The 17286-nt window shown below is 55.1% G+C and carries 19 protein-coding genes and 1 tRNA gene; 15 read left to right on the top strand and 5 right to left on the bottom strand.

All coding sequences use genetic code 11. The features are described from left to right. Window positions 1-63: 63 nt before the first annotated feature. Both Q8O73_RS20065 and Q8O73_RS20060 read right to left on the bottom strand, forming a co-directional pair. A complete protein-coding gene (locus Q8O73_RS20065; RefSeq protein WP_305559986.1) occupies window positions 64-522 on the bottom strand; it encodes a DUF6691 family protein in 459 nt (152 codons plus the stop codon). 4 nt (window positions 523-526) lie between these two features. Then, window positions 527-952, bottom strand: a complete 426-nt coding sequence (locus Q8O73_RS20060; RefSeq protein WP_305559985.1) for a YeeE/YedE family protein — start codon at window positions 950-952, stop codon at window positions 527-529. Between the two features lie 234 nt (window positions 953-1186). Between Q8O73_RS20060 and Q8O73_RS20055 the strand changes: the two genes are divergently transcribed. The 3 genes from Q8O73_RS20055 to Q8O73_RS20045 all read left to right on the top strand — a co-directional run bounded on the left by Q8O73_RS20055 (window position 1187) and on the right by Q8O73_RS20045 (window position 3057). Beyond that, window positions 1187-2176: a class I SAM-dependent methyltransferase gene (locus tag Q8O73_RS20055; RefSeq protein WP_305559984.1), complete on the top strand. Its 990-nt coding sequence runs from the start codon at window positions 1187-1189 to the stop codon at window positions 2174-2176. 113 nt (window positions 2177-2289) lie between these two features. Beyond that, window positions 2290-2565, top strand: a complete 276-nt coding sequence (locus Q8O73_RS20050; protein WP_305559983.1) for a hypothetical protein — start codon at window positions 2290-2292, stop codon at window positions 2563-2565. Beyond that, window positions 2566-3057 (top strand): hypothetical protein, encoded by a 492-nt coding sequence (locus Q8O73_RS20045; RefSeq protein WP_305559982.1) that lies wholly within the window; start codon window positions 2566-2568, stop codon window positions 3055-3057. Window positions 3058-3119: 62 nt separating this feature from the next. Here the strand turns inward: Q8O73_RS20045 and Q8O73_RS20040 are convergent. Together Q8O73_RS20040 and Q8O73_RS20035 are read right to left on the bottom strand one after the other, a co-directional pair. Continuing rightward, window positions 3120-3195: transfer RNA gene (locus Q8O73_RS20040), tRNA-Ala, on the bottom strand. Between the two features lie 98 nt (window positions 3196-3293). Continuing rightward, window positions 3294-3611, bottom strand: coding sequence for an FYDLN acid domain-containing protein (locus Q8O73_RS20035; RefSeq protein ID WP_305559981.1), 318 nt, complete (start codon window positions 3609-3611; stop codon window positions 3294-3296). A gap of 338 nt (window positions 3612-3949) precedes the next feature. On the opposite strand from Q8O73_RS20035, the gene aroA reads away from it, so the two are divergent. The 8 genes from aroA (at window position 3950) to Q8O73_RS19995 (ending at window position 12040) form a co-directional block, all read left to right on the top strand. Continuing rightward, window positions 3950-5290, top strand: coding sequence for a 3-phosphoshikimate 1-carboxyvinyltransferase (gene aroA, locus Q8O73_RS20030; RefSeq protein ID WP_305559980.1), 1341 nt, complete (start codon window positions 3950-3952; stop codon window positions 5288-5290). 54 nt (window positions 5291-5344) lie between these two features. Beyond that, the gene (cmk, locus tag Q8O73_RS20025) at window positions 5345-5989 is read left to right on the top strand and encodes a (d)CMP kinase (RefSeq protein WP_305559979.1); all 645 of its coding nucleotides are present in this window, start codon (window positions 5345-5347) and stop codon (window positions 5987-5989) included. A 210-nt stretch (window positions 5990-6199) separates the two neighbouring features. Next, window positions 6200-7903: a 30S ribosomal protein S1 gene (gene rpsA / locus Q8O73_RS20020; protein ID WP_305559978.1), complete on the top strand. Its 1704-nt coding sequence runs from the start codon at window positions 6200-6202 to the stop codon at window positions 7901-7903. A 195-nt stretch (window positions 7904-8098) separates the two neighbouring features. Beyond that, window positions 8099-9013 carry a signal peptide peptidase SppA gene (gene sppA / locus Q8O73_RS20015; protein ID WP_305559977.1) on the top strand — a complete coding sequence of 305 codons (915 nt, stop codon included), beginning with the start codon at window positions 8099-8101 and terminating at the stop codon, window positions 9011-9013. Between the two features lie 73 nt (window positions 9014-9086). After that, window positions 9087-9362 carry an integration host factor subunit beta gene (gene ihfB, locus Q8O73_RS20010; protein ID WP_305559976.1) on the top strand — a complete coding sequence of 92 codons (276 nt, stop codon included), beginning with the start codon at window positions 9087-9089 and terminating at the stop codon, window positions 9360-9362. Window positions 9363-9512: 150 nt separating this feature from the next. Next, on the top strand, window positions 9513-9833 hold the full coding sequence (locus Q8O73_RS20005) for a lipopolysaccharide assembly LapA domain-containing protein (RefSeq protein WP_305559975.1): 321 nt from the start codon (window positions 9513-9515) through the stop codon (window positions 9831-9833). Between the two features lie 93 nt (window positions 9834-9926). Next, on the top strand, window positions 9927-10640 hold the full coding sequence (gene pyrF / locus Q8O73_RS20000; protein WP_305559974.1) for an orotidine-5'-phosphate decarboxylase: 714 nt from the start codon (window positions 9927-9929) through the stop codon (window positions 10638-10640). A gap of 194 nt (window positions 10641-10834) precedes the next feature. Continuing rightward, window positions 10835-12040 (top strand): MFS transporter, encoded by a 1206-nt coding sequence (locus Q8O73_RS19995; protein ID WP_305559973.1) that lies wholly within the window; start codon window positions 10835-10837, stop codon window positions 12038-12040. A 4-nt stretch (window positions 12041-12044) separates the two neighbouring features. Here Q8O73_RS19995 and Q8O73_RS19990 read toward each other — a convergent pair whose 3' ends face one another. Further along, window positions 12045-12848: a TSUP family transporter gene (locus Q8O73_RS19990; protein WP_305559972.1), complete on the bottom strand. Its 804-nt coding sequence runs from the start codon at window positions 12846-12848 to the stop codon at window positions 12045-12047. Window positions 12849-12991: 143 nt separating this feature from the next. Here Q8O73_RS19990 and mutM point away from each other — a divergent pair, with 143 nt between their 5' ends. The 4 genes from mutM (at window position 12992) to dnaA (ending at window position 17069) form a co-directional block, all read left to right on the top strand. Beyond that, window positions 12992-13831, top strand: a complete 840-nt coding sequence (gene mutM / locus Q8O73_RS19985; protein WP_305559971.1) for a bifunctional DNA-formamidopyrimidine glycosylase/DNA-(apurinic or apyrimidinic site) lyase — start codon at window positions 12992-12994, stop codon at window positions 13829-13831. Window positions 13832-13998: 167 nt separating this feature from the next. Further along, window positions 13999-14775, top strand: a complete 777-nt coding sequence (locus tag Q8O73_RS19980) for an enoyl-CoA hydratase (RefSeq protein WP_305559970.1) — start codon at window positions 13999-14001, stop codon at window positions 14773-14775. Window positions 14776-14907: 132 nt separating this feature from the next. Next, on the top strand, window positions 14908-15168 hold the full coding sequence (gene rpsT / locus Q8O73_RS19975) for a 30S ribosomal protein S20 (RefSeq protein WP_305559969.1): 261 nt from the start codon (window positions 14908-14910) through the stop codon (window positions 15166-15168). 467 nt (window positions 15169-15635) lie between these two features. Next, window positions 15636-17069: a chromosomal replication initiator protein DnaA gene (gene dnaA / locus Q8O73_RS19970; RefSeq protein WP_305560003.1), complete on the top strand. Its 1434-nt coding sequence runs from the start codon at window positions 15636-15638 to the stop codon at window positions 17067-17069. The last annotated feature ends 217 nt before the right edge of the window (window positions 17070-17286 follow it).

The following is a 17286-nucleotide window of genomic DNA, read 5'->3' as shown; positions in this document are numbered from 1 at the left end:
TGCCTGCCGGATCACAAGAAAACGACGATGCCGTCGCGGGGGGAAACGGCATCGCCGTCAGTCTTACCGGGATTGGGGGCCGGTAAGGGGGCAGGTGGCGGGCAGACCACCGGTGATCCGGTGCAACACCATGCCCGCCAGCATGGCAAAAACAAAAACGACGGTTTCGACCTGACCCAGTGCCAGTGCGCTGATCGCCGGGCCGGGGCAATACCCCACCAATCCCCATCCTGCGCCAAACATCAGACCACCGACAATCAGGTCGCGATCGATATCGCGGCGTGTTGGCAAGGCGATGTCACCGCCGCAAATTGCCCCGGTGCGCCGACGGGCCAGCCAGAAAAACGGCAATGCTGCCAACAGGCCACCGCCCATAACAAAGGCAAGGCTGGGGTCCCAGCCTCCCGACGCGATGGCGGCGATATCAAGAAATGCCAGAACCTTTTGCGGGTTGATCATGCCCGATATGGCAAGACCGGCCCCAAACAGCACGCCACACAACAGGGCGGAAAAAATGCGCATGGTGTCAGGCTCCGATCAGATGGCGAAGGATAAAGACCGTGACAAAACCCGCCGTCATAAAGGCAAGGGTCGCCATCAGCGAACGTGCCGACATCCGCGACAACCCGCAAATGCCATGCCCGCTGGTGCAGCCACTGCCCAGACGGGTGCCAAAACCCACCAGAATCCCGCCCAGAATAATAACCGGCCAACTTGCCCGGACCACGCTTTCAAGCGCAAAACCCGGCAGGGCGATTATCAAAAGCGGCCCGATGATCAACCCGGCGACAAAGGCCAGTTTTTCCCATCGTTCCGACCCGTTTGGGGTCAGAAGGGTTCCGACAATGCCACTAATCCCGGCGATCCGGCCATTAAGGATCAGGTAAAGCCCCGATGCCAGCCCGATAAGACCACCGCCGATCAGGGCCGATAACGGCGTGAAATTTTCCATTAAAACGCTCCCGCAGGATTTAACCAACATCATAATATTATGTTTTTATAATGTTAAGCAAGAACAATTATGCCGAAAACATGCCCTGTGATTCGGGAGGGTCGGGTTTCTGAAAATATAATGCGTTGTTTTTATGAGATATTATCCGGCTTGCCAAAAGCCTTAAACAGGATGATATAGCAGGCATGAAAACATGTGTTGCGATGGTGCAACCGCCCGGGGTTCCTTCCATAAATGAGCAAAGACCGCCTGACCGCCAGCCGCCGTCTGGAATTTGCACTGGCCCTTCTTGAACAGAACGACATTTCTGCCGCCCTTGACGTGGCGCAGGCCGCGATTGAGGCTGACCCGGATTGGGACGAGACGCATTTTGTGCTGGGCGATTTGTATGAAAAGGCCGGTCAGCCCGAAAATGCCGTCGAAGCCTTCCGGCGCTGTCTTGCCCTTGATCCACAGGACCGGCGCGGGGCCGAAGTGCGCCTGACCTTGCTGGGCGCAATGGCGCAACGCGACCGCTTGCCGCCGGATTATGTCCGCGCGCTGTTCGATGATTATGCCCCGCGTTTTGATGCGGCCTTGCGCGATGGCCTTGCCTATCGCGGGCCGGAATTATTGTTTGAGGCGGTCCGCGCCTTGCTGCCCGGTTTGCCGCGTCCGCTCCGTCTGCTTGATCTGGGCTGCGGCACTGGCCTTGCGGGGGATATTTTTGCCGCCCATGTTGATGGCATGGACGGGGTGGATTTATCGCCACGCATGATCAATCGTGCACGGGCCAAGGGCCTGTATCAGACCCTTATTGCTGCCGATATCACAGCACTTCCCGTAACACAGCAGGGCGGGTTGGCGGACCGGTATGGTCTGGTGGTGGCAGCTGATGTTCTGAATTATCTGGGCGACCTTGCCCCGGTTTTCACCGCCGCCACGGCGCGGATGGAAATGGGGGGGCTGATGGTCTTCAGCCTTGAAGACGGGGACATCTATCCGTTTGATCTGGGACGCGGCCAACGTTTCCGCCATCATGGCGATGCGGTGCGCGGCTGGCTGGCGCAGGCCGGGCTTGATATTGTGTCGGATGCCACCGGCATTTTGCGTCAGGAAAAGGGCGTGCCGGTCACAGGCCGTTTCATGGTGGTGCGTCGCGTCCCGGCGACAATTACCCTGCCGGGATCATCGCTTCTGCCGACCGATCCCGATTCTACGGCAACGCCGCAGACATTGCACTGAACATTCAAATTTATCCTATGCATCAGGGGGTGAATATTTGTTCTTGATATGTTCTGTTTGGTGAGTTACTATCTTCAGCTGTAGATAATCATTGTCATGGATTGAGGTGACCAATGGGTGTTGATAGCAACAAATATAATAAAAGCATTCCGCTCCTTTGCCCAACCTGCGGGGGAGAGATGTTTGAATTCTCTAATGGGGTTGATCAAGCCATTGAGGTTGCGAAATGCGTGGTGTGCAAGCGAGAAATTGCGAAAGATGATTTGATCCGGGAGAATGAAGAAAATATCTCGGAGCATGTCGAGGAAATCAAAAAAGAGATAATCGATGATTTCCGCGATTATTTGAAGAATTCTTTTAAAGGCAACAAATATATTAGAATAAAATAGATGGAATTTACTTTATCTATAAGTGATGTAATCGCTCTGATGGCTCTGATGGCTCTGATGGCTCTGGTTTTCTCTGGATATGCCACATGGAAAACGTTGTCTTTTAACGAGCGGCAGAAATCTTTAATCGATAGCCAAGAGCGTCTTAATAATTTGTTGCTTGAGCAGGGTGAAAACCAAGTGCGCGACTCACAGAAGGCAGACCTTGGTGCAAAATTTATCACGTTGGGAAACAGCAAGCATCGCCTCAAGATATGGAATATGGGCAAGGCTACGGCCCGAAATGTCCGCATTGAATTTCCAGAAGGCAATGACACTTTTATTAACTCAGATGTCGAGAGGAAATTTCCTTTAGAAGTGCTTGAGCAGTTTCAGTCGGTTGAGCTGATCGCTGCGGTTTCTTATGGTTCGAAGAGCAAGCATCATATTAAATTGATTTGGGATGATGAGTCTGGTGCTGACAATGAAAAAAGCACCTATCCGACGATTTGATGCTGGCCTTGATTTCTGCGATGTAAAAGACAAAACCCGTCGCTTTTGGCGACGGGTTTTGATGGTGGAGCCGATCAGGATCGAACTGACGACCTCTACAATGCCATTGTAGCGCTCTCCCAACTGAGCTACGGCCCCTTTTAATCGCGCCGCAAGGATTTACACAGAAATCCGTTGCGGCGCGGGGATATTTAGAAGGTTCGCCAGCGCTTGGCAAGCCCTATTTTCAAAAAATACTAGCGGTCCAGATCGTCGTTTTCGACATGTTCGAGAACCTCGCCGAGGTCATCGTCATCTTCGCCAAGATCAGATGCATCTTCAAGCAGATCGTCGCCGATATCGTCATCATCCACGTCATCAACGTCGGCATCGAGATCAATGACATCATCAATGTCTTCATCTTCTTCGGGCTTCGGTTTTGCAACCGCGGCTTTCTTGGGTTTCGCCACACCATCGGCAATGCCGCATTTCGGGCAGACGACAGGGGTACGATTAAGATCGTAATATTTGGTTCCGCAAGCTAGACAGTGCCGTTTCTTACCGCGTGCTGACATTACGGTAGACCCTCGTTAAATACCGTGATTTTCTAAAAAGAGATAAAGGTCAAATTCCCTTTACACATAACGGCCCAATTGCCATCTCGTGTCCCGCTTGTCAAAAGGAAATTGCACACGATGGATCGCATTTGTGACAAAGCCGACAACCCGCCCGATGCCAACATCCCCGGCGCGGGGCAACAACCCTTAAAAACCGCCTGAAAGCTGGTGTCGGGCGGTGGTCTGTGCTAGGACGGTGCCCGATTTGCAAGATGCATCTTTTTCGGGTTTTTTCTGCCGGAATTTGTGTATCGTGCCGCGATCACCCCAAATTTGACAGACCACAGGCAGACCAAATGAGTTCTTCGCAGACCAGACGTTCATTGCAATCACGCAAATGCGGGTCGCTTACCGGCGATATCCGGGTTCCCGGCGACAAATCCATTTCCCATCGCGCCCTGATGTTTGGCGGCCTCGCAATCGGTGAAACGGTGATTTCAGGTCTGCTGGAAGGCGAAGATGTTCTGGCTACTGCCGATGCCATGCGCAAACTGGGTGCCACTGTGACCCGAGATGACGAAGGTAAATGGCATGTGCGCGGTGTGGGTGTCGGTGCCCTGCGCGAACCAGACAGTGTGATTGATATGGGCAATGCCGGGACCGGCATCCGCCTGTTGGCCGGGATTGTCGCCACGCATCCGATTACAACATTTTTCACCGGCGATGCGTCCCTGTGCAAACGGCCAATGGGCCGGGTGGCAGACCCGCTGGCGCAATTTGGTGCAAAATTCGTTACCCGGGATCGCGGTCGCCCGCCAATGGCGGTGATCGGCACGGACGAGGCAATGCCGGTGTCCTATACCCTGCCGATGGCCTCAGCCCAGGTGAAATCGGCGGTATTGCTGGCGGGTCTGAATACCGCCGGAACCACCACCGTAATCGAACCCAAACCATCACGCGACCATACCGAACGCATGTTGCGGCATTTCGGGGTGACGGTCGATGTGACGGTTAATGACGATGGCGGGCGCACGGTCAGCCTGACTGGTCCGGTTGAAATGACTGCCGCCGATATCGTGGTGCCGACCGATCCCAGTTCGGCGGCGTTTCCGCTGGTTGCGGCCCTGATCCATCCTGAATCGAATGTCACCATTCGCGATGTCTGTCTTAATCCGTTGCGCACCGGCCTGATCACCACCCTGATCGAAATGGGTGGCGACATCACCATCACCAATCAGCGCGAAGAAGCCGGCGAAACCATCGGTGATCTGGTGGTGACCGGCAAGAACCGCCTTAAAGGCATTACGGTTCCGGCGGAACGTGCTCCGTCGATGATTGACGAATATCCGGTTCTGGCCGTGGCCGCTGCCTATGCCGAGGGGGAAACCCGGATGTGCGACCTTGAAGAATTGCGGGTCAAGGAATCGGATCGTTTGGCGGCGGTTGCCGCCGGTCTGGTTGCGAATGGTGTCATTCATCGCATCGAAGGTGATGATCTGATTGTCACCGGCGGTATGGTGCCGGGCGGTGGGCGGGTGGAAACCCATCTGGATCACCGTATTGCCATGTCGTTTCTGGTATTGGGTATGGGGGCGGAAAACCCGGTTGCGGTCGATGATGCCGCCCCGATTGCCACCAGTTTCCCGATGTTCGAGGATTTGATGACGGCACTGGGCGCACATTTTGCCCCGGCTTGATCCGATCTGATCCGGCCCGATTCTGCGTATCTATATATAAAGAAGGATCCTGTCATGATCATTGCGATTGATGGACCGGCCGCCTCGGGCAAGGGCACGCTGGCACGCCGAGTCGCCGACGCGCTGGACTATGCCTATCTTGATACCGGGCTTTTATACCGGGCGACCGGGCGCAAGGTTCTGGATCTGGGATATGATCCCGAAGACGCCATCGCCGCCGTTGAGGCCGCCGAAAAACTGGTGGCCGCTGATCTTGATCGTGATGATTTGCGCAGCGAGGAAGTCGGAACGGCAGCCTCGAAAGTAGCAGCGATTCCAAAGGTTCGCGCCGTATTGCTGGATTTTCAGCGTAATCTGGCTGCCCATCCGCCAGGTGGCAAGCGTGGGGCCATTCTGGACGGGCGCGACATCGGCACCGTGGTGTGTCCGGATGCGCCGATCAAGTTCTATTTGACGGCCAGTGTCGGCGAACGTGCGGGCCGCCGGTTCAAACAGTTGCAGGAAAAAAATACCGCTGTTATATACGAGCGCGTTCTGAAGGAACTTGAAGAACGTGATGCCCGCGACAGTGCGCGCGATGTTGCACCGCTTAAACCGGCCATTGATGCGATCCATATCGATACGGATCGTTTGAATGCGAATGCAGTGTTTGATGCGGTCATGGCGCACATCACCACGCATATGCGTGGTGATGACTGAGCAACGGGTGTTTTGAGCCGTCAGGCGACAGACCAGGCCAAGGTGAACGAGCAGATCGTTCGCCTTTTCGTGCATGAAAATCCGTTGGGCTTTTCTGTATGTCCGGGCTGCAATGTTGTCTGGCACCACCGCCGCATTTTTGCGGCAAGACCATCGGATACAACCGATTGGCCAGAATACTGATGACGAACCCGAAAGGAAGTCTCTTTAATGATGACCGCTGAACAAGCACAATTTACCACTGGCGAAAATTTCGCCGACCTGCTGGCCGAAGCTCTTGGCTCGGAAGACGAAGGCTTTATTGGCCGCGTTATTACCGGTACCGTCGTGAAAACCACCGATGATGATGCCATCGTCGATGTGGGTCTGAAATCCGAAGGCCGCGTACCGCTTAAAGAATTTGGTAATGGCACTGTCAATATTGGCGATACCGTCGATGTTTATGTGGACCGTTACGAAAACAAGGACGGCCTGATCGTCCTGTCGCGTGAAAAAGCCCGTCGCGAAGAATCCTGGATTGAACTTGAAAAACAGTTCAACGAAGGCAAGCGCGTTGATGGCACGATCTTTGGTCGCGTCAAGGGTGGCTTTACGGTTGATCTTTCGGGCGCTGTGGCGTTTCTGCCGGGCAGCCAGGTTGACATCCGTCCGGTACGCGACGTCACGCCGCTGATGAACAACCCGCAGCCGTTCCAGATTTTGAAAATGGATCGTTCGCGCGGCAATATCGTTGTTTCGCGTCGTGCCGTTCTTGAAGAAACCCGCGCTGAACAGCGCGCCGAACTGATCCAGAATCTGCAGGAAAGCCAGATTCTGGACGGTGTGGTCAAAAACATCACCGATTACGGCGCATTTGTCGATCTGGGTGGCGTTGACGGCCTGCTGCACGTTACCGACATTGCATGGAAACGTATCAACCATCCGTCCGAAGCCTTGCAGATCGGCCAGACCGTCAAGGTTCAGGTCATTCGCTTCAATTCGGAAACCCAGCGTATTTCGCTTGGCATGAAGCAGCTTGAAGCTGATCCGTGGGAAGGTGTCGAAGCCAAATACCCGGTCGGTTCCAAGTTTGAAGGCCGTGTTACCAACATCACCGATTACGGCGCGTTCGTCGAGCTGGAAGCCGGTGTTGAAGGTCTGGTCCACGTTTCGGAAATGTCCTGGACCAAGAAAAACATCCATCCGGGCAAAATCGTTTCGACCTCGCAGGAAGTCGAAGTCATGGTGCTGGACGTTGATTCCCAGAAGCGTCGTATTTCGCTGGGTCTCAAACAGTGCACCTCGAACCCGTGGGATGCCTTTGTTGCCGCCCATCCGGTTGGCTCGGAAATTGAAGGCGAAGTCAAGAACATCACCGAATTCGGTCTGTTCATCGGCCTGCTTGGCGGAATTGACGGCATGGCGCACCTTTCGGACCTGTCATGGGACCGTTCGGGTGAAGAAGTCATCAAGGAATTCAAGAAGGGCGATATCGTCAAGGCCAAGGTCCTTGATGTTGACGTCGAAAAAGAACGTATTTCGCTGGGCATCAAACAGCTTGCCGAAGACCCGTTCAAGGAAGCCGCTCTGGGCATCAAACGTGGCGATACCGTTACCTGTGAAATCACCGAAGTCAATGACGGCGGGATTGAGGTTTCGGTTGGCGACACCGATCTCAAAGGCTTCATCCGCAAGGCTGAACTGTCGCGTGACCGTTCGGACCAGCGTCCGGATCGCTTCGCCGTTGGCGAAAAAGTCGATGCCAAAGTCATTTCTGTCGACAGCAAGACCCGCAAGGTCACCCTGTCGGTGAAAGTGCTGGAAGTTGAAGACGAGAAAAAAGCGATGAAGGACTTCGGTTCAGTCGATAGCGGCGCATCGCTTGGCGATATTCTGGGCGAAGCCCTGCGCAAGAAACAGCAGGACGCTGAATAAGCATCCACGCACTTGCGATCAATATGCCTTCGGGCGGGAAACGGGCTGCGCTTTGCGTGGCCCGTTTTTTGTGCCGAAACGGTAAAACCGGGAAAATTTATCGTTGGCAGGTTTTTGTCCTTGCCAAGGACGCCCGGACAAACCATTTGAAAAGGCATGATTTTTAACTTTCCCAAGTGACAAGCCGGAGTTCCCATGGCGCTTGATGCCGATATTCTTCTGGACCGCCGCCGCCTGAAAAAATCGATCCTGCGCTGGCGGGTTCTGGCGCTGCTGGCCGTGGTCGTTGCCATTGTTGTCGGGCTGTATCAAAGCGGTCTGTTATCATCGGACAGCGGCCCGCGCATTGCCGAGGTGACGATTGAAGGTGTGATTACCGAAGACCCGTGGTTGCTGGCCACCCTTGAAGAGGTCGAACACGATGATGATGTCGTTGGGCTGATTGTGCATGTCAACAGTCCGGGTGGCACCATGGTCGGTGGCGAATCCCTTTTTGAGGCTCTGCGCCGGATTGGGGAAACCCGCCCGGTGGTCGCCGAAATGGGGACTGTTGCGGCGTCTGGTGGATATATGGCGGCGATTGCCGCCGATCATATTGTCGCGCGACGCGGGACCATTACCGGGTCAATCGGGGTGATTTTTCAGTCGATGAATTTCACCGGTACCTTGGAAAAGCTTGGGATTGAGCCGTTGACGGTAAAAAGCGGGCCGCTGAAAGCGGCCCCCAATCCGTTTGAAGAAACCAGTGACGAGGCCCGTGATGCCATGCAAGGCCTGATTGCTGACATGTTTGATGTGTTTACCGGGATGGTGGCGGAACGGCGGAACCTTGATCTTGCGGTGGTTCAGCGTCTCGCAGATGGCCGGGTTTATACCGGCCAGCAGGCGGTGGCCAACGGTTTGATTGATGAAATCGGCGGACGTCGCGAAGCCTTGCGGTGGCTGCATGATGAGGCGGGTGTTGCACCTGATCTGGATGTTGTGCCGCTGGAAATCAACTATCCGGAAGATTCGCTTCTGGACGCTTTCATCTCGGGAAGTCTTGGAAAAATCCTGTCTTCTGAGGGACTTAAACTTGACGGTTTGCTTACGGTCTGGCAACCTGAATGAAAGCGCCCACTTAGCATATCCGAACCTTTGGTTGAGATGAAATCTGTGTAACCGTATAGGACGGGGCCCGAATATGACAAAATCAGAACTGATTGCCCGGTTGGCTGAACTGAACCCGCATCTTTATCAGCGCGATGTTGAACGTATTGTCGCGACGATTTTTGATGAAATCACCGAGGCGCTGGCGCGCGGTGACCGGGTTGAATTGCGCGGCTTTGGTGCGTTTTCGGTCAAGGATCGCGATGCCCGTGTCGGTCGCAATCCCCGCACCGGCGAGGCCGTGCCGGTCGGCGAGAAAAAAGTACCCTATTTCAAAACCGGCAAACAGTTGCGTGAGCGGCTGAACTGAAACGGCGATTGTACGCTGCGCCGTTCGGTGTAGTCTGACAAACGGCCTTTATGCGCCGCGCCTTTGTGCGCGGCGTTTGCTTTAACATTGTGGCGTTGATCGGTTATGCTGATCGGGTAAACCCCATTAAACGGGACGCAGGAGACATTGATGCGCATTCTTTACTGGGTCATTTCCATTCCTCTGGCGATCCTGTTGACGGTTTTTGCGGTGTCCAATCGTCAGACAGTGACCTTGTCTTTGTGGCCGCTGCCCTACGAAATCGACATGCCTTTGTTTGCGCCGGTAATGTTGGCATTGGTGGTCGGGTTGGGAATCGGGTTGGTATTTGAATGGCTGGTTATGGGCAAACATCGCCGGGCGGCAAGGCGGCTTGATACCGAATTGCACCGCCTGAAACGCGAAAATGAAAAAGACCTGCCTGCCGATAGAGATCCCAAAGAGGGTCAAGCCGCCTTGCCGCGTATTTGACTGATGGGGTGGGGTGTGTTTTGGTTGGTTTTAACGCGATAATCAGCTAAGAAACGCCCGACCCGCCCCTATGCCTGCGACGGAGGATATCCCATGCGCCCCCAGGACCGAATTTTCTGCGCCATCGATACCACCGATCTTGATCTGGCGGTGGGGCTCGCAGAAAAACTGTCGGGCGTGATTGGCGGGGCCAAACTGGGCAAGGAATTTTTCGCCGCGCACGGTCCGCAAGGGGTACGTGATGTGGCAAAGGCCGGATTGCCGGTTTTTCTGGACGTCAAATATCACGATATTCCCAATACGGTTGCCGGGGCGATCCGGGCGGTCACGCCGCTGGGTCTGCGTATTGTCAATGTCCATGCTACCGGCGGGGTGGAGATGATGAAACGCGCCGCCGAAGCCGCCCGTGAAACAGCTGCCAAAATCGGGGTTGAAACTCCGTGGGTGATTGCGGTGACCATCCTGACCAGTCTGGATCAGGGCGATCTGGATGATGTCGGTCTGCGCGGACCATTGTCGGACCGGGTGGTGAAACTGGCCGAATTGACGCAAAAGGCCGGTCTGGACGGGGTGGTGTGTTCCGCACAGGAAATTGACGCGGTGCGTGCCGCATGTGGGGTGGATTTCAAACTGGTCACACCGGGCATTCGTCCCGACTGGGCGGCCAGTGACGATCAAAAACGCATCGTCACCCCCCATGATGCCGTGGCACGCGGGGCGGATGTGCTGGTTATTGGCCGTCCGATTACCCGTGCCGATGATCCGGTGGGGGCGGCCCGGCGGATCGTGGCCGAACTGGCGGGATAAAACCGCAAAAATCTCCCCGATCTTTGACAAATTTGCATAGATTCTATGCCATCATAGCGATGGCATACTGTCCGGTTTGCGGGCATTTTTGAATCGGTTCAATCTGCGTCAAACGCAGATCAGCCGCTTTATATTCTGTTTCCCGCATTTGGTGTCGTCGCCCTTGACGATCCCGCCTTTCCGGATGGTTGCCGATGTCTTCTGTGTTTTCTCCGGCCTTTGTGGCGCGTTTGCCGATTCTGGCCTTGGCTCTGGCGTCATTTGGCATTGGTACCACCGAATTTGTGATTATGGGGCTGTTGCCGGATGTTGCGCTGGATCTGGGCGTGACGATCCCGCAGGCCGGGTTGCTGGTGACTGGTTATGCACTGGGCGTGACGTTTGGTGCGCCGTTTCTGGCAGTGGCAACCGCACGGATGGAACGGCGACGGGTTTTGCTGATGCTGATGGGGATTTTCATTCTGGGCAATTTCCTGTGCGCTATTGCGCCGGGATACTGGCTGTTGATGATGGCGCGGGTAGTGACGGCATTTTGTCACGGGGCATTTTTCGGATTGGGGGCGGTTGTGGCGTCCAATCTGGTTGCCCCGCACAAACGGGTGCAGGCAATTGCCCTGATGTTTTCCGGCCTGACGCTGGCCAATGTTCTGGGGGTGCCGTTTGGTACTGCCTTGGGGCAGGAACTGGGATGGCGGGCGACTTTCTGGGCGGTGGTGATGATTGGCGTGGTGGCGGCGATGGGCCTTTATCTGTGCCTGCCGCGTAATATCCGCGCCCAAAGCAATGGCCTGCTGGCCGAAGCCCGGTCACTGGGCAAGACGCAGGTTTTGTTTGCCATGCTGATCAGCGTTCTGGCCTCGGCCAGCCTGTTTAGCGTTTTCACCTATATCACCCCGATGTTGCAGGATGTGACCGGTGTAACACCGCGCGGGGTGACACTGGTTCTGTTGCTGTTTGGTGTGGGGTTGACGGTCGGGAATTTCATTGGTGGGCGGCTGGGCGACTGGCGTTTGATGCCAGCGGTGATTCTGACTTTTGTGGCGCTGATCGTTGTTTTGATGCTGTTTACCGAAACCTTGCATGCGGTCTGGCCCGCCACTCTGACGATTATTGCCTGGGGCATTGTTGCCTTTGCGCTGGTCTCGCCGTTGCAAATGCGAGTGGTGAACGAGGCATCGGGGGCACCCAATCTGGCCTCTACCCTTAATCAGGGGGCGTTTAATCTGGGCAATGCCATGGGAGCCTGGCTGGGCGGTATGGCGCTGACCTATGGTGTGTCCTATCAGGATATCCCGTGGATCGGAGTGGTGATTGCCGGGTTGGGTTTGATTTTTGCGGTCTGGTCGCACCTTTTGGATCGGCGCGATATCACGGTGGGGGAAACCCCGGCCGAGATCTGAAAGCTTACGCCAGCCCGATCATGGCCTGTTGCCATAAATAGCTGATATCCGAACCATACTGATCGAAAATCAGTTTGATCGATATGGCGACGGAAACAACGACCAGAAGCGGCCTGATCATCCGCGCCCCGATCCTGACCACCATATGGGATCCGATAATCGCACCGACGATTTGCCCACCCGCCATAACAAGGCCCAACATCCACACCACGTCGCCGCCGACAATAAACATTGCCAATGATGCAATGTTGGAGGTGAAATTCAAAACCTTGGTATGGGCGGTGGCCTTTGTCAGGTTAAAGCCCAGCAGGGCGACAAAGGCGATGCCGAAAAACGACCCGGTGCCCGGCCCGAAAAATCCATCATAAAATCCGATGCCAAATCCGGCGGTAAAGGCGAACATTGTCTTGCCGATGACCTGATGGGCATCCATATCGCCGACCTTGGGTGATAACAGGAAATACAGCGCAATCAGGATCAAAAGTCCCGGCAGGATCGTCATCAGGATGCTGGCATCAATCATCCGTACCAAAAGGGTGCCAAGGGTAGACCCGGCAAAGGTCAGGATAATTGCCAGAATCATATCGCGCGGCTGTACCAGGCCACGTTTGATAAAGCTCATGGATGCTGAAAAACTGCCAAAACTGCCTTGCAACTTGTTGGTCGCCAACGCCTGTTGCGGCGTAATTCCTGCCCATAACAAGGCCGGGATCGTAATCAACCCACCACCCCCGGCAATGGTATCGACAAAACCTGCCAGCATGGCAACGGCAAACAGGATCAGCAGCAGGTCGAAACCAAATTCCATTTTGAATATGTCCGTGACAGGTAAAGAGGGAGGGCGGAAAGATGGCAGTAGAAAATCCTTGGCGGGTGGCGGACGATTGCGCGGAAGCCTGACAGGGATTAGATAACACTATCTTCCATCCTTTTATAAAGAGATCAGATCGCATGCCTGAATTGCCAGAAGTCGAAACCGTCTGTCGCGGCCTTGCCCCGGTGATGGAAGGCCGGATGTTACAGCAGGTGGTTCAGCGCCGCCCCAATTTGCGCACGCCCTTTCCGGCAGGGTTCGTCGAAAAACTGACCGGGCGGCGGATTGATCAACTGACACGGCGGGCAAAATACATTGTCGGTTATCTGGATGACGGGCAGGTCTTGCTGATCCATCTGGGCATGTCGGGTCGCATGACAGTGTTTGAAAATGTCGGAATCCCGGCCCCGGTTGCGGGAAAGCATGATCATGTCGATTTCGTAATGGATTCCGGCGCACTGGTGCGCTTCACCGATCCACGCCGCTTTGGCTTGATGGAACTGACCCGGGTTGAGGAAATGGCAGGTCATCGCATGCTGGCCGGAATCGGGCCGGAACCGATGGGTAACAGTTTTAACACCGATATTCTGGCCGTGGGACTGGCACGGCGCAACAGTCCGGTCAAAACCGCCCTTCTGGATCAGAAACTGGTGGCGGGTTTGGGTAATATATATGTGTGCGAGGCGCTGTTTCGGTCGGGAATCGCGCCGGAACGGCTGGCCAGCAGTCTGAATGCCGATGAAATCACCCTGTTGTTCCGCGAAATACGTCTGGTTCTGGAGGATGCGATTGCCGCGGGTGGGTCCAGCCTGAAAGATCATCGGCAGGCGAATGGCGAACTGGGATATTTTCAGCATAATTTTCGGGTCTATGGCCGCGAAAACGAATCTTGTGTACGTGAAGATTGTGTCGGCACGGTTAGGCGTCTGGTTCAGGCTGGACGATCCAGTTTTTACTGTCCGGTCTGCCAGAAATAGGTCTGCAGAAAATAGGTGAGCATGTATGCGGGAATCGGGATTTAAGCATCACCCGGTGGCCTGCCGGTTGCCTCGCGATCTTAAAATCGGTAAAACAGTATCAAATTATAGTTTCACGCGACTCGGGTGGTAAAGGCCCGATGCGTCAGTTTCAGGAAGCAGATAGCATGACTTATGAAAACATTCTGGTCGAGGTAAAGGGCAATGTTGGTCTGATCACACTGCACCGGCCCAAGGCGCTGAATGCGCTGTGCGATGCGTTGATTGCCGATCTGGGAAAGGCGCTGGACGGATTTGAGGATGATGAGGCGATTCGCGCCATCGTCATTACCGGTTCGGATCGTGCCTTTGCCGCCGGGGCGGATATCAAGGAAATGGCCGATTACGACTATATGGATGTCTATAAGGCCGACTTTATTACCAAAGGATGGACCCGTGTGGCTGATTGCCGCAAGCCGGTGATTGCGGCCGTTGCCGGATTCGCTTTGGGTGGGGGCTGTGAACTGGCAATGATGTGCGACATCATTCTGGCGGCCGATACGGCGAAGTTTGGTCAGCCGGAAATCACCATCGGCACCATCCCGGGGGCAGGTGGCACCCAGCGCCTGACACGGGCGATAGGCAAATCCAAGGCGATGGAAATGTGCCTGACCGGGCGGATGATGGATGCCGAAGAAGCCGAACGCGCCGGATTGGTCGCGCGAATCGTCCCGGCTGACTCGTTGCTGGAAGAAGCCCTGAAACTGGCGGAAAAGATTGCTTCTTTCTCTGCCCCCGTGGTGATGAAGGCCAAGGAAAGTGTCAGTAAGACCTATGAAATGACCTTGACCGAAGGCCTGATGTTTGAACGCCGCGAATTCCATTCGACCTTTGCCCTTGAAGACCGTGCCGAAGGGATGAAAGCCTTTTCCGAGAAGCGCAAACCCGAATTCAAACATCGCTAGGACTGGGAAAGAGTCCGTCTGCGCGGAATTTCGCAGGAAATCCCGGTATCAAGGGTTGACGGGGTAAAAGGACGGAGCTATAAGCCGCGCTCCGAATTACGTAACATTTTTGTTTTAAGAGACAGGTTCGCAATGGCTCATCATAAATCGGCCAAGAAGCGCATTCGCCGCAACGCCGCCCGTACCGAAATCAACGGTGCGCGTATCGGTCGCATTCGTACATTCGTCAAGAAGGTCGAAGCTGCGCTGCAAGTTGGCGACAAGGATGCTGCTCTGGCTGCGCTGAAAATTGCCGAGCCGGAAATGGCACGCGGCGCGCAGCTTGGGGTTCTCCACAAGAATACCGTCGCCCGCAAGGTTTCGCGCCTGACCGCTCGCGTCAAGTCGCTCTAATAAATCCCTTTGGGGATGGCGAGTCGAAGGCCGCGCTTGATGCGCGGCCTTTTCGTTGCCCGGATTTCGCAGAATCACCTTTTGTTCCCTAGTTGCGGCATCGTAAAAATCCGCACAAAAAGGGGAATGTTTTGATGTCGAAATCCTTTATTTGTTCCGTTTAAGATCGGCTTGCCTGCGGCGGGCCGCATCAGTACAGTGTCTCGTCTTCGCCCGAGGCTTTGGCCTTAAAAGACGAAGAACCAAAAAAAGGCGCGAGTACGCTTCCGAACTGCTTTTGGGACGACAGACGTGTTGATCGCTTTGGCGACTGACGCGATGGTTTGCTGTTTTGTCTTTGGGGGTTTTTGGTTGACGTATGGTTAATTTGGACACCGGGAAAGGTACGAGCAGTGCAGCACGCCATAAGGGGAGCGCAAGTGGCGGTCACAGGATCCGACGGGGGGATTCCGGGCGACGCGCAGGCGATGCCGGACGATCATACAAAAGGAATCTGGCAGGGAGTCCGCGAAAAATTGCGGGCGGAATTTGGGGCCACGGCCTTTCGGTACTGGCTGGACCCGGTGCAACTGATTGCGGTTGAAGCCGGTGTGGCGCGTCTGGGCGCGCCGACCCGTGCGATGCGTGATTGGGTGTCGCAGCATTATCTGGATCGGATCCAGGCCTTTTGGCATGCCGATGACAGCAATGTTCATTTTGCCGAAATCGTGGTGGTCGCGCCGGCAACCGGCAACCAGACCCGACCCGCATCACCGGCAGTTAAAAAATCCCGCCCGGCAGGCGATGTTGTCGCGACCGGAACTGTGGCACCGCCCCAACCTCTCCGCAATCCGCAAATTTCCGGTCGTAGCGTGATCGCCAGCATGTCCGATGATGGCATCAGTGCCGCCCTTGATCCGCGCTATACCTTTGATAATTTTGTGATCGGCAAGCCAAACGAATTTGCCTATGCCGCCGCCCGGCGGCTGGCCGAGGCCGAATCGGTGCCGTTCAATCCGCTGTTTTTGTATGGCGGAGTCGGTCTGGGCAAAACCCATCTGATGCATTCGATTGCATGGCATATTCGCCGGACCCAACCGCACCGCACCGTTATTTATTTGTCGGCTGAAAAATTCATGTACCGCTTTATCCGGGCGCTGCGCGACAAGAACACGGTGGATTTCAAGGACCAGTTCCGCTCGGTCGATGTGTTGATGGTCGATGATGTGCAATTCATCTCGGGCAAAAACTCTACACAGGAAGAATTCTTCCATACCTTCAATGCATTGGTCGATCAGGGTCGTCAGATCATTGTGTCGGCCGATAAATCGCCCTCGGATCTTGAAGACATTGAAGAACGTCTGCGTTCGCGTCTGGGGTCCGGGTTGGTGGCCGATATCCATGCCACGACCTATGAATTGCGTTTGGGCATTCTCGAATCCAAGGCCGAACGTCAGGGCGTACAATTGCCGCAGCGCGTGATGGAATTCCTTGCCTACAAGATCACCTCGAATGTCCGCGAACTGGAAGGCGCGTTTAACCGCGTGTTGGCCCATGCGCAACTGGTCGGGCGGGAAATCAGCCTCGAAATGGTGCAGGACGTTCTGCATGATTTGTTAAGGGCCTCGGAGCGCCGGGTGTCGGTGGACGAAATCCAGAAAAAAGTCGCCGAACATTTCAACATCAAAGTGTCGGACATGCATTCGGCCCGCCGGGCCCGTGCCGTGGCGCGCCCCAGACAGGTGGCGATGTATCTGGCCAAACAGCTGACCACCCATTCCCTGCCGGAGATTGGTCGCAAATTTGGCGGGCGTGACCACACCACCGTCATGCATGCGGTGCGCAAGGTCGAAGAACTGCATGGCTGCGATCCGTCGCTATGCGAGGATATCGATTTACTGCGCAGGATGCTTGAAAGTTGACATGCGACCGGAATTTCGGGTCTTTTTTCCGGGCTGTCTGGCGGCGTTGGCGGGCTGTAACCCGCCGCCTGCCTGATGCGGAAGAATATCAGCCCTTGATATGCAACGACTCGTTTTGTTTGCTTGGTTTTCGCCTGTAAAAATCCTTCGATTTCCAGACATGCGTGTTATAATGCCGCACCCTGCCCTGAAAAGGTGGGGGTTGGACATAAAAACT

It is taken from the genome of Thalassospira sp. (assembly GCF_030690045.1).
Taxonomy (GTDB): domain Bacteria; phylum Pseudomonadota; class Alphaproteobacteria; order Rhodospirillales; family Thalassospiraceae; genus Thalassospira.
Note: the sequence above shows the minus strand (reverse complement) of the source record. Positions and strands in the feature narration are given on the sequence as shown.